9 protein-coding genes and 1 pseudogene are annotated in these 13697 nt (G+C 38.0%); 7 read left to right on the plus strand and 3 right to left on the minus strand.

The genetic code is table 11. The annotated features are described in order from the left end of the window. Positions 1-19: 19 nt before the first annotated feature. The gene (locus tag MKX53_RS07920; RefSeq protein ID WP_340910437.1) at positions 20-778 is read left to right on the plus strand and encodes an IclR family transcriptional regulator; all 759 of its coding nucleotides are present in this window, start codon (positions 20-22) and stop codon (positions 776-778) included. Positions 779-798: 20 nt separating this feature from the next. On the opposite strand, the gene MKX53_RS07925 is transcribed toward MKX53_RS07920, so the two are convergent. Continuing rightward, positions 799-1785 carry a 5-oxoprolinase subunit C family protein gene (locus MKX53_RS07925; RefSeq protein WP_340910440.1) on the minus strand — a complete coding sequence of 329 codons (987 nt, stop codon included), beginning with the start codon at positions 1783-1785 and terminating at the stop codon, positions 799-801. Beyond that, the gene (gene pxpB / locus MKX53_RS07930; protein ID WP_340910442.1) at positions 1782-2510 is read right to left on the minus strand and encodes a 5-oxoprolinase subunit PxpB; all 729 of its coding nucleotides are present in this window, start codon (positions 2508-2510) and stop codon (positions 1782-1784) included. Before pxpB ends, MKX53_RS07925 begins: the two co-directional genes overlap by 4 nt. A gap of 256 nt (positions 2511-2766) precedes the next feature. On the opposite strand from pxpB, the gene pxpA reads away from it, so the two are divergent. The 4 genes and pseudogenes from pxpA (at position 2767) to MKX53_RS07950 (ending at position 6534) form a co-directional block, all read left to right on the plus strand. Beyond that, on the plus strand, positions 2767-3528 hold the full coding sequence (gene pxpA / locus MKX53_RS07935) for a 5-oxoprolinase subunit PxpA (protein WP_340910445.1): 762 nt from the start codon (positions 2767-2769) through the stop codon (positions 3526-3528). A 12-nt stretch (positions 3529-3540) separates the two neighbouring features. Beyond that, complete coding sequence (locus tag MKX53_RS07940) at positions 3541-4758, plus strand: NRAMP family divalent metal transporter (RefSeq protein WP_340910447.1); 1218 nt, start codon at positions 3541-3543, stop codon at positions 4756-4758. Positions 4759-4796: 38 nt separating this feature from the next. Next, entirely contained in the window at positions 4797-5570 is a 774-nt protein-coding gene (locus MKX53_RS07945; RefSeq protein ID WP_340910449.1) for a putative hydro-lyase, read from the plus strand. 191 nt (positions 5571-5761) lie between these two features. After that, positions 5762-6534 (plus strand): annotated as a pseudogene (locus MKX53_RS07950) (DUF2935 domain-containing protein). A gap of 100 nt (positions 6535-6634) precedes the next feature. Here MKX53_RS07950 and MKX53_RS07955 read toward each other — a convergent pair. After that, a complete protein-coding gene (locus MKX53_RS07955; RefSeq protein WP_340769038.1) occupies positions 6635-7537 on the minus strand; it encodes a LysR family transcriptional regulator in 903 nt (300 codons plus the stop codon). A gap of 121 nt (positions 7538-7658) precedes the next feature. Here MKX53_RS07955 and gltB point away from each other — a divergent pair, with 121 nt between their 5' ends. Together gltB and gltD are read left to right on the plus strand one after the other, a co-directional pair. Next, positions 7659-12191, plus strand: a complete 4533-nt coding sequence (gltB, locus tag MKX53_RS07960) for a glutamate synthase large subunit (protein ID WP_340910451.1) — start codon at positions 7659-7661, stop codon at positions 12189-12191. A gap of 17 nt (positions 12192-12208) precedes the next feature. Next, positions 12209-13693, plus strand: coding sequence for a glutamate synthase small subunit (gene gltD, locus MKX53_RS07965; protein ID WP_340910453.1), 1485 nt, complete (start codon positions 12209-12211; stop codon positions 13691-13693). Positions 13694-13697 lie beyond the last annotated feature (4 nt).

The raw sequence follows: 13697 nt of genomic DNA on the forward strand, positions 1-13697 counted from the left end.
TTTAATAGAAGGTGATAATATGAAAAATAAGACTGTAGTTCGTTCAATGGATATCTTAAACTTGTTTCTCGAAAACTCAGAACTCACTTTTCAAGAGATAATTGATCTATCTCAAATACCGAAAACTTCTGTTTACAGAATGCTTCTGACTTTAGAAGAAATGGGTTTCGTAGAAAAAGGAAAAGATTCAAAATACCGATTAGGTTTATTGTTTCTAACATATGGAAACCTTGTAGCTTCCCGATTAAATTTGAGGCAAATTGCTTTTGATATTATGCAAGAATTACATAAAGAACTAAAAGAAGCAATAAATTTAATCGTTCGCCAAGGCGATGAAACAATTTATATTGAAAAAGTGGATGTCTATCAAAAAGTTCGCTTGTATACTGCTGTCGGGAGAAGAAGCCCTCTTTACGCAGGGGCATGTGCAAGGGCTATTCTTTCTTTTTTACCTGACCAAGAAATCGAGACCTATCTAAATAAGACAGAGTTTGAAAGAATTGCAACTGGAACTATAACTACTAAAGAAGAGTTATTAAAATCTATAAGTGATGCAAGGGTAAATGGATATACAATAAGCCATTCTGAACTAGAGGATTATACTTCAGCAATTGCAGCACCAATTTTGGACTTTAAAGGGGAAGTAGTAGGTGGGCTTAGTATTGCAGGTATCGCAGCTAATTACCAAGATGAGAATATTGAATTTTATGCCCAAAAAGTAATGAAGGCTGCTGACGAAATTTCATATAAGCTAGGCTACACTAAACCCCCTCAATAAAAAATGAGGGGGTTTTGAATTTAGGGATATAGTTTAAAGTTAATCGCTTTTTTGATAAGGTGTATCTTTTGTTCATTTTGAATGAATGCCTGCTCTGCTTCTTCCAATGTTACTAATTTAAACTGGATAGTAGCTTTGGGTGGAAGTTGAGCAAGGGTAGGCAAATCTGCAGAAATTACCTGTCCTATCTTTGGATAACCACCTGTTGTCTGTCTATCGGCCATAAGAATGATTGGCTGTCCACTAGGGGGGATCTGAATAGTACCAAATGTAACTCCTTCCGATAACAGTTCAAAGTTTTCAGAAAGAGAAAGTGATGATCCCTCTAACCGATATCCCATTCGATCAGACTGTAACGATAAAGTGAAAACTTCCGTCAAAAGTTTATATTGACTTTCTTTATCAAACCTATCAAATTCTGTCCCCTGTATTACTCGAATTATTTGATGTTTGCCCAAATTTATCAACTCATTATAATTTATGCTCCAATTGCCCTTGTTTTTCTGCCTAATTTTTGACGTCTTGCTATTGAAGATTTTTGAAGAAGTTAGAGGAAGCACATCTCCTTTTTGTAAGGCCCTCCCTTTAAATCCGCCAATATTGGCACGAAGATACGTACTTTTACTACCCATCACCTCAGGAATGTTAATTCCTCCTGCAATTGCTATATATGCTCTACTTCCATCTACAGCTGTATGAAATTTTAACACCGAGTTTTTCCTAACAATAATCGGGCTCCATAGTGGTGCAGGCTTATCATTTAAAGTAGGTAAGAAATTAGCACCAGTTATAGCAATTAGTGTATCTTCCTCAAATTGAAGCGTAGTTCCATACAGTGTGATTTCAAGAGCAGCCTCATTTTCAGTATTACCAACTAAGAGATTACCAAGCCTTAAGGAATAGTAATCCATTGCTCCACCTACGATAACACCGAACTTTTGAAAGCCGTACCTCCCTAAATCTTGAATAGTAGTCAGCAATCCCTGGTGTAGCACTTTGATACTCATTTCTTCAACCCCTCGTATAAGAAGTATTCCTCAGGCGCAATGGAAACAAATTGAATTTTGTCGCCTGCCTGTAAAAGTGAGGGAGGAGACTGTTTTGGAAGAAATAAGTTTAGGGGAGTTCGACCAATGATTTGCCATCCACCAGGTGTTTCTAACGAATAAATCCCTGTTTGTTTACCAGCAATACCTACTGAACCTTGCGGAATAGATAATCTTGGTGTATCTCTTCTTGGAGTTGCTATTCGTTCATTCATACCTCCCATAAAAGGAAATCCCGGTGCAAATCCTAACATATAAACCAAACATTCACTACTTGTGTGAATATCAATAACCTCGTCTTTTGTTAGGTTATTTACTGACGCAACATTCTCTAAATCAGGACCGAATTCACCACCGTAGCAAACTGGAATAGTTACAGTTCTTGTGTTGGTTCTGTTCTCCAAAGTTATTTGTTGAACAATTTTCTTTATATAATTACTCACTTTATCATAGGCGCTATTCGAACCACTGTGTGCGTTTTGTACCACAAAAGGATTATAGTACACGGTAATATTATTATAAGCAGGTACGAATTCTATAATTCCCTTAAAGGGATTAGTAGAAATCAGGTCTGAGAGACTTTTTACAAGTTTATGTAGGGTAGGACTTATACCTTCTCCAAGCTGAACGATAAGTGCAGAATCGCCTAAAGGTTTAATGTCGACTTCTAACTGGGAAGAATTCATAATTGGAAAAACTCCTTTAGTTTCGAATTGCGGTATTTTAGTTCTTAAATACGAACTATATAAATTATTATAATTGTCTAAATTTAAATTACAAGTTTTGTTTTTGCACCATATTTAATAACCTAATAAAAAATAATATCTATTCAGAAAAATCAAACTGTGGTAAACTTTTTTTAAGTTTCAAAACTAAGGTTCCATATTACGGAACTAATCAGGGCTGATTCTTTTATTTTAAATCTGGGGAGGGTTTAGAAAAATGTTTAAAATAGATATAAATTGTGATTTAGGTGAAAGTTTTGGACGTTATCAATTAGGAGAACAAAAAGAGATATTGAAATATGTAACTTCTGCTAATATAGCATGTGGTTTTCATGCGGGAGATCCTAGTGTGATGCGAGAAACTGTAAAACTAGCTATAGATTATGGGGTTAAAATCGGTGCACATCCAGGTTTACCAGATTTAAACGGATTTGGTCGTAGAGAAATGAATATCTCTCCCCAAGAAGGCTACGACATGGTAGTTTATCAAATAGGAGCATTACAAGCATTTTTAGCAACATTTGATGAAAAGATGCAGCATGTAAAACCTCACGGAGCATTATTTAATATGGCAGCGAAAAACAAAGAGCTAGCAGAGGCTATAGCGCAAGCAGTTTATGATGTGGATCCATCCATAATTCTCTTTGGACTAGCGAATAGTGAATTAACAGCTGCAGGAGAAAGAATTGGTTTACAGACAGCTCATGAAGTTTTTGCAGACCGCACCTACCAGGAAGATGGAACTTTAACTTCTCGTCAACATGCAGATGCATTAATAACTGATACGCATCAATCGGTTGCACAAGTTGTCAAAATGATTAAAGAGGGGATAGTGATATCTCAACAAAATACGGAGGTATCGATAAAAGCAGATACAGTTTGCATCCATGGGGATGGAGAACATGCGGTTGCATTTGCAAAACAGATTAAAGAAACTTTAGAGCGCAGCAATATTGCTATATCTTCATTAGTAGACTAGGGGGAGAGAGAGATGTCAAAAAAGAATATTATTGCTGTGAATAGTAACAAGAAAGTTACGAATAGCGTATTGCTTGGTGCTGCATTTTTAATGGCAACTTCATCCATTGGACCAGGTTTTTTAACACAAACAACCGTATTTACTCAACAATTAGCAGCTAGCTTTGGATTTGTAATTTTAATTTCATTAATACTAGATGTATTTGCACAACTTAATATTTGGAGAATCATTACTGTATCTGGTCTTCGTGGTCAAGAGATTGCAAATAAGGTATTGCCAGGGCTTGGTGTAGTTTTAGCAATTCTTATTGTGATGGGCGGACTAGCATTTAATATAGGTAACGTCGCAGGTGCTGGTCTAGGATTGAATGCAATGCTCGGAATTGATCCGATTACTGGTGCAATAATAAGTGCTGTATTTGCTATATTTATCTTCGTAGTTAAAGAAGCAGGTAAAGCAATGGATAAAGTTGCTCAAGTAGCTGGCTTTGTCATGATATTACTAATGCTTTATGTAGCGTTTATAACATCTCCTCCAGTAGGAGATGCGATAGTAAGAACATTTGCACCTTCTGAAATAAGTATTTTTGCGATAGTTACATTAGTCGGTGGTACAGTAGGCGGCTACATTACTTTTGCCGGTGGACATAGATTGCTGGATGCAGGAGTAAGTGGAATAGAATCGATACCAGATGTGACAAAAAGTTCGGTGACGGGAATTGCAGTTACAGGTATCATGAGAGTCGCTTTGTTCCTTGCAATTCTAGGAGTAGTATCTCAGGGGTTGGCAATAGACCCAGAGAATCCACCAGCTTCAGTATTTAAACTTGCTGCCGGTGAGATTGGGTATCGAATATTTGGTGTAATTATGTGGGCGGCAGCCATTACTTCAGTGGTAGGAGCAGCTTATACATCCGTTTCATTTATTCGTTCTTTCCACCCAAAAATCGAAAAATACCATAATTGGGTAATTATATTATTTATTATTGTATCTACTGTGACATTTGCTTTTATCGGAAGACCTGTAAACGTTCTTCTCCTTGTAGGAGCACTTAATGCACTAATTTTACCACTTGCCCTCGGCACTTTACTGATTGGAGCTTATAAAAAAGAAGTGGTTGGAGAGTATAAACATCCTCTTTGGATGACGATAGGTGGTGGATTAGTAACGATAATCATGGGTGTTTTAGGTATCATGACACTTATAGAACAAATTCCATTGCTTTTTTAACTAGTTAGGAGTGAATTAGTATAAATAACTATATATCCATGTCACCCAGTAACATACGTGAATTGATACGTTCTGGAGAAGTTACAGGTCCTACAGCTGGAATGTCTAAAGGCTATACACAAGCAAATCTAGCGATATTAAAGAAAGAATATGCTTATGATTTCTTGCTGTTCTGTCAGCGAAACCCTAAGTCATGTCCTTTGGTCGATGTAACTGATATAGGTTCTTTTGTGCCTAGGTCAATTGCTCAAAATGCTGACATACGCAAAGATATTCCAAAGTATCGGATTTATAAAGATGGCATCTATGTAGAGGAAGTTTTGGATATTACTGATTACTGGGAAGATGATATGGTAGCTTTCCTTATTGGATGTAGTTTTACGTTCGAAACTCCACTACTGGATGCTGGTATCCCGATTAGACATATTGAAGAAAACTGTAATGTACCAATGTATAAAACGAATATTGCGTGTGTGAAAGCAGGAGTTTTTGAAGGGCCGACAGTAGTAAGTATGAGACCAATGTCTTCTGCAGACGCAATTAGAGCTACACAAATTACTTCCAGATTTCCAGGGGTACATGGTGCGCCAATCCATATTGGAGATCCAAGAACAATTGGAATAACGGATTTATCGAAGCCTGATTTTGGAGATTCCGTTACGATAAAGGATGGAGAAGTGCCAGTTTTCTGGGCTTGTGGTGTTACACCTCAAGCAGTCGCTATGCAGTCTAAGCCTTCTATAATGATTACTCATGCACCCGGTTGCATGTTTATCAGTGATTTAAAAGACGAAAAACTGAGTGTATTTTAAGGCTTAGGTAATCCATTAAAACATGAAGATCGTGTAATTGCGATCTTCATGTTTTTTTATGATTTATGTTAAAAGCCATTTAAAGAATTGGCTTTTATATATTGTTGGCATTTCGGTTTTATATAATTTTATTAATAAAACAATATAAGATGAATAAATTGAAGTAGAGGGAAACTAAAGGAGATGTATGGTTGGAAAATAATTACTTGAAAAGTGCTGTCTTTGAACATCAGTTTTGGCTTCGCGTGCTAGGAGATCATTCTCGCTTTATTCATGATTCGCTCTATCCTTCTCAAAAGAAGGACATCGAGAAGGCGAATTATTTCATAAAACATTTCGATCAACTTTTTTCTCAAGTAAATGCTTTGAACGAAACAAATGGGATTTCTTTTGCTAATATTGTCGCAGAATATGTGGATCAATTAAAATCATTTAAATTGTCCATTATCAAAAGGCATTTACTAGGGGAGATGGGGATTCACCTTACGCCTACCTTTATAAGTCATATGGTAAACGAGTTAGAAGAATATCAACTGGTATTAAGCTATCTGGAAAAAGGGGAAGTACCACCTATTTATCATGAATTGCATCACCATCTAATTTGGCTACTGGATGCTTCTGGTCATGCTGGTGCAATTGATGCTCGAATGGATGACACAGAGAAAAGACTAAAAGAAAAAAGTGAAATCTTTGCCAAACATTTTGAACAGTTTTATTTGAAAGCGGTTGAATTGACTGGTTACCTACGCACAAACATCAACAAGTTCCCAGCATAAATAGATTTAATGATAATGTAGAGTTAGAAATAACTCTGTTTTTAGCTTTTCTAGATGAATTAGAAGAAATGGAACTAAATGCAGAGGTGCTTGGAACTTTTACTGTATCTATGGCTGATCATATGGCAAGAGAAGAAAAATATTATTTATCAAAAGTGGCCGAATCCACCAATGCTGATAAAAAATAATCGCATTTATGCAGGGCATTATGTTAGGTTTGAAAATAAAAGAATCGGGCGTGTAAAATGCCCGGTTCTTTATGGTTTTTAGAGGAAGATGTATGTTCGGTTACTGATATTGCCCAAGCAATGAGAAAAATTGTACAACGAAATCATGAAATACTTTTTCAGAAGGTGATAGATTCCTGGAAGCCGGACTAATGATTCCGACTGTTCTTCGAATATTAGGTAAATCAATAGGGATTTTCTTCGTGAATCTAGGTGTAGAGTCATAGAAAGTGCTTTCTGGCAACAGTGTTAGACCAATACCTGCGGCTACTAAACCTTTAATCGCATCCATATCCTCACCCTCTGAGGTAATTTTTGGTGTAAAACCAACAGAGTTGCATGCTTCGACCACTAGTTTTTGCATAATATAGCCCTCAGGGAAAAGAACAAAATCCTCGTTGCGAAGATCAATAAGAGGAATCTTACTTCTTTTCGCAAAGGGATGGTTGGCATTTAAAAGAACGGAAAAATTCTCGGTAAAAAGAATCGTGTTATTTAAATTACTATCTTTGGGAGGAAGTGGGCCTAAAAACGCCAAGTTGAGCTCACGCTGTTTAACCGCTTCTATTAAATAATTGTAGGATCCCTGTCGCAAGTGAAAAGCAACGTTTGGATGCTCCTTTTTAAATGCAGAAATTACTGTCGGCAACAAGTGGCCTGCTAAGCTTGTTGGGAAGCCAATTTTAATAGTTCCTATTTCAGGGTTTAAATATTCATCAATTTGTTTCTTGGCAAAATCGATGGCTTTAATAGCAGAGACACTGTGGTCTAAGAAAATCTTACCTATTGGTGTTAGCTTTACATTTCTACCGATCCGTTCAAATAATTGAACTCCGAGTTCATCCTCTAAATTCGCTATCTGTCTACTAACTGCGGACTGAGCAACATGTAAATGGACTGCAGCCTCCGAAATATGCTCTCTTTCTGCTACTTCTATAAAGTATCTCAATTGGCGTAGTTCCATCGAATTCTCCTTATCTATCTCAATATTAGATGGTTTATATCCAAATTATATATTGTTTATATTATTTTGAAAACATACAATATTCTTAAGACACTTTTTTAGGTTAAAGGGAGGTATAAACATGACATTTCACCAACTACCACAAGCACAAGGTATGTATGACCCGTCTTTTGAACATGACGCATGTGGGATAGGTTTGTACGCACATATAAAAGGTAATGCAACACACGATATCGTAAAAAAAGGACTTGAGATGTTATGTCGCTTAGAGCACCGCGCTGGCAGAGGTGGCGATGGTAAAACGGGGGATGGAGCAGGCTTAATGGTTCAAATACCTGACATATTCTTTCGTGTTGTATGTAATGAATGGGATTTACCTGAAAAAGGTAAATACGGAGTCGGAATGTTATTTTTCACAAACGATTCCAACGAACGCGAACTAATCGAACAAAAAATAAATGATTTGATAGCTGCCGAAGGGCAAGTTCTGATTGGCTGGAGAACAGTACCAATCGATACAAGCATGTTAAGCGATAAAGCAAGGGAAACAGTACCTTTCGTTCGCCAGGTTTTTATTCAGGCAAATAATGAAATGGAATCATTAGCTTTTGAACGCAAACTATATATTATCCGCAAGCAAGCGGAACATTGGGCTGGTCATCAAAGCCTTAAATTCTATTGTGCAAGCCTTTCTAGTCAAACAATTGTTTACAAAGGATTGCTAACTCCAGAAGAGGTAGATTTGTTTTATGTAGATTTACAGGATGAACTATTCACTTCTGCATTTTCACTTGTACATTCCCGTTATAGTACAAATACATTTCCGAGTTGGGAGCGAGCACATCCCAATCGCTATATAGTTCACAATGGGGAGATCAACACATTGCGAGGCAATATCAATTGGATGAAGGCTCGAGAAAAACAATTTGTTTCCAAAGCCTTTGGTGAGGACTTAACCAAGTTACTACCAGTTATCGATACAAATGGTAGTGACTCTTCTATGCTAGACAATGCATTTGAGTTATTTGTTTTAGCAGGTAGAACTCCTGCCCATACAGCTATGATGCTTATTCCTGAACCTTGGACTGAGAATCCTCATATCACAGAAGAAAAGAAAGCTTTCTATGCATATCATAGCAGTTTAATGGAACCATGGGATGGACCAACAGCAATTTCTTTTACAAACGGCAAACAGATAGGTGCTATTTTAGACCGCAATGGATTACGCCCAGCGCGTTATTTGGTTACGAAAGATGATTATATTGTGTTTTCCTCTGAAGTTGGGGTTGTAGATATTGAAGAAGAAAATATTTTATATAAAGAGCGTCTAAGTCCTGGCAGAATGCTATTAGTAGATTTGGAAAAAGGCAGAATTATTTCGGATGAAGAGATTAAATCAGAAATGGCTCAAGCGCAGCCTTATCAGCAATGGTTAACAGATAATATGTATAAACTACCAGCGATCGAAGAAAAAGTAGAGCAACCAGAGGATTTGTTATTCCGTCAGAAAGTATTTGGCTATACGTATGAAGATGTGCATAAATATATGATTCCGATAGCGTTAGACGGGAAGGACCCAATTGGATCGATGGGGAACGACACTCCTTTAGCGGTATTATCTGATCGTCCCCAGTCTTTATTCAACTACTTTAAACAGCTATTCGCGCAGGTTACTAATCCTCCGATTGATTCGATTAGGGAGCATATTGTAACTTCAACGATGACACTGCTTGGAGCGGAAGGTGACCTACTACATCCGAATGCGTCAAATGCAAAACGGATTTTCTTAGAAACACCTATTTTAACAAATAGCCAACTAGCACATATTAAAAAGAATAGTATAAAATCATTTACTGCTGCTTCACTCCATCTGAATATGTCTGAAGACTTAGAAATTGACTTGGACCTTCTATCCAAAAAAGTGGATGAATTGATCGACCAAGGAATCTCACTCTTCATACTTTCAGATAGAGGTATTTCGGTACAACAGCAGACCATTCCAGTTTTGTTAGCAGCAAGTCATGTGCACCAGCATTTACTGCGAACTGGTAATCGGACAAAGGTGAGTATTATTGTTGAATCGGGTGAGGTACGTGAGGTACATCAGTTTGCTGCACTTATCGGCTTTGGGGTAGATGCTATTAATCCCTATTTAGCTTACGCAACGATTGCCGAGGCAATACAGGATGGGCACATAACGAGTAGTTATCCAGATGCAGTTGCTAAATATAGTAAAGGAATAGCAGATGGAGTAGTAAAAGTAATGTCGAAAATGGGCATTTCCACTGTACAAAGTTATCGTGGTGCACAAATTTTTGAAGCAGTTGGAATTAGTAAAGACGTAATTGAACGATATTTTACTGGAACGGTTTCACAACTTGGTGGAATTGACCTAGCAACAATTGCGAATGAAGCTAACAAAAGACATGAACAAGCAATTCTTTCGACTAGTGATTCTTTAGAATCTGGTAGTGATTTTCAATGGAGAAATACGGGAGAACATCATGCCTTCAATCCAAAAACAATTCATACACTACAATGGGCAACTAGAAGAGGGGATTATGGTTTATATAGACAATATGCGCAAATGGCCAATGAGGAGCGTATCGGGTTCTTAAGAAATCTACTGACCTTTGATAAAGCAATTAAAAAAATTCCTCTAGAGGAAGTAGAATCTGTCGAATCAATAGTTAAACGTTTTAAAACGGGCGCTATGTCATATGGTTCCTTAAGCCAAGAAGCACACGAAACACTAGCTATTGCGATGAATCGAATAGGTGGTAAAAGTAATAGCGGAGAAGGCGGTGAACACCCTAGTCGTTATGAACTGGATGCAAACGGCGATAATCGTCGCAGTGCTATTAAGCAAATTGCATCTGGTCGATTTGGTGTTAAGAGTCATTATCTCGTTCAAGCAAATGAATTGCAGATTAAAATGGCGCAAGGGGCAAAACCAGGAGAAGGTGGGCAATTACCTGGTAACAAAGTATATCCTTGGGTTGCAGATGTTCGTGGTTCAACTACAGGAGTAGGGCTCATCTCTCCACCACCACATCATGATATTTACTCAATTGAAGATATGTCTCAATTAATACATGATTTAAAAAATGCAAATAGAGCAGCTAGGATCAGTGTTAAACTTGTTGCAAAATCAGGTGTAGGAACAATTGCTGCTGGGGTAGCAAAAGGGGCGGCAGATGTAATTGTAATTAGTGGATACGATGGTGGGACTGGTGCATCACCTAAAACGAGCATTAAACATACCGGTCTTCCGTGGGAATTAGGCCTTGCAGAAGCACATCAAACGTTAATGCTAAATGGTTTGCGCGATCGAGTTGTGTTAGAAACTGATGGCAAGTTAATGACAGGTAAAGACGTTGTAATGGCAGCTTTGCTTGGCGCAGAAGAATATGGTTTTGCAACAGCACCACTTATTGTAATGGGTTGTATCATGATGCGAGCATGTCATTTAGATACATGTCCAGTTGGAATTGCGACACAAAATCCAGAGTTGCGTGATAAATTTACTGGAACGGCAGATTATGTAGTTAACTTTATGAAGTTTGTAGCAGAAGAAGTTCGAGAATACATGGCATTATTAGGATTCAGAACAATGGAAGAAATGGTCGGTAGAACCGATGTATTGCAAGTTAGTGAACGTGCTAAATCCCATTGGAAAGCAAAACAGCTAAATCTAGAGGCTCTTTTATATCAACCAGAAGGTCCGAGAACTTGGAATACATTACAGGATCATAAAATTGATGAATCATTTGATATGCGTGTATTGTTACCAAAACTGGAAAAGGTAATAGAAAGTCAGTCAAAAGCAGAATTGTATTTCCCTATAACTAACAGAGAACGTGTAGTAGGTACCATAATTGGAAGTGAAATCTCTAAAAAATATGGAGCGCGAGGGTTAGTGGATGATTCCATTGTTTTAAGATTTACAGGAGCAGCTGGCCAAAGTTTTGGGGCATTTATACCAAAAGGAATGTCGATGTATATAACCGGCGATGTAAATGACTATTTTGGGAAAGGCTTATCTGGCGGAAAACTAATCGTAACAGCACCGATTCAAGGAAAAGCAGAACAAAATGTTATTGCTGGAAATGTTGCGCTTTACGGGGCAACGAGTGGAACTGCTTTTATCAATGGCCGTGCTGGGGAGCGCTTTGCAGTACGAAATAGTGGTGTCGACGTTGTCGTTGAAGGTATTGGCGATCATGGCTGTGAATACATGACAGGTGGTCGAGCGGTTATATTAGGAGATGTAGGAAAGAATTTTGGAGCAGGAATGTCGGGTGGAATTGCGTATGTTCTTGTGGATGATGTGAGTGGCTTTAAAGAAAAGTGTAATCCAGAGATGATTGGGTTTGAACAAATTCAAACTGCAGATGAGCTACATGCTGTACGCCAATTAATCATGGATCATTATTATTATACGAAAAGCACAAAAGCTATGAATCTCTTAGACAATTGGGATGAAGCATCTAGTCGATTTGTGAAAGTTGTACCAAATGATTATAAAAAAATGGTGGATAAAATTCAATCGTTCAAAGTTCAAGGCTTAACAGACGATGCTGCTGCAATGCAAGCATTTTTGGAAACTTCGAGTGTGGAAAAAAAGGAAAAGAAAGTACTTGCGAAAAAATAAGGAGAGGGGAGATACTTATGGGAAAACCTACAGGGTTTATGGAATATGAGCGTGAAAAAGGTAAAGAGGTGGCCCCTCTCAAACGTATAAATAATTGGAAGGAATATTCTTCTAAACTATCGGATGTGTCCTTACAAAAACAAGGGGCAAGATGTATGGACTGTGGAACTCCATTTTGTCATATGGGTATTGAGGTTAGGGGGGCAACTTCCGGTTGTCCTATAAATAACCTTATTCCAGAGTGGAATGATTTAGTATATAAAGGGAAATGGGAAGAAGCATTAGAAAGATTGCTGATGACTAATAATTTCCCGGAGTTTACTGGGAGAGTTTGTCCGGCACCATGCGAAGGGTCATGTACTTTAGCTATTTCGGATCCAGCAGTTTCCATCAAGAATATTGAGCGTACTATTATTGATAAAGGATTTGAAAATGGGTGGATCGTACCAAGAATCCCATTAACGAGAACTGGAAAGAAAATAGCTATTATCGGCTCAGGGCCTGCTGGTCTTGCCAGTGCAGATGACCTCAATCAGGCGGGACATTCCGTTACCATTTTCGAGAGAGCTGATCGAGCGGGAGGTCTTCTTATGTATGGAATTCCGAATATGAAGCTGGAAAAAGATATAGTGGAGCGTCGAATTCAGTTACTCCAGCAAGAAGGTATAGATTTTGTCCTAAACACGGAGGTAGGTAAAGATATTTCCGCAGACCAGCTAAAAGCACAGTTCGATGCCGTAATCTTATGTATAGGAGCGCAAAAACAACGTGTGCTTCATATGGAGGGCAGTGACTCTAAAGGGATACATCTTGCGATGGAATATCTAACGACGACTACAAAGAGTCTATTGGATTCAGATTTTAAGGATAATCAGTTCATCAAAACGAAAGGGAAAGATGTAATCGTAATTGGTGGTGGAGATACGGGAGCAGACTGTGTGGCGACAGCCCTACGACAAAAATGTCGAAGTGTAGTTCAATTTGGGAAGCACCCTCAATTGCCATTAACACGAGCAGATGATAATCAATGGCCGACGGACCCGTCTATTTTTAAACTGGAATATGCTTATGAAGAGGCAGATGCTAAGTTTGGAAAAGATCCAAGAGAGTATTTAATTCAAACGAAGAAAATCGTTGCAGATACGAATGGTCATTTAAAAGAACTGCATACGATTCGAATGGAGAAAGTTCTTGGAGAAGACGGCTTCTACTTTTTTAAAGAAGTGCCAGGTACAGAAAAGATATGGCCTGCTCAGTTTGTATTTGTTGCTATTGGCTTCGAAGGAGCAGAAACTACTTTGGCGGACCAATTTGGGGTACAAATGACCAATAAAAAGATTGCTGCATCTTCTAAAGATTATCAAACAAATGTAGAGGGAATCTTTACAGCTGGCGATGCTAGAAGAGGTCAAAGTTTAATTGTTTGGGCTATCAAAGAAGGTCAAGAAGTAGCTAAACGAGTAAATGAATATGTTAGTAAAAAACCGGTCATTGTCTCATGATCGG

The sequence above is a fragment of the Psychrobacillus sp. FSL K6-4615 genome, from assembly GCF_038008225.1.
In the GTDB taxonomy this organism is placed as follows: Bacteria; Bacillota; Bacilli; order Bacillales_A; family Planococcaceae; genus Psychrobacillus; species Psychrobacillus psychrotolerans.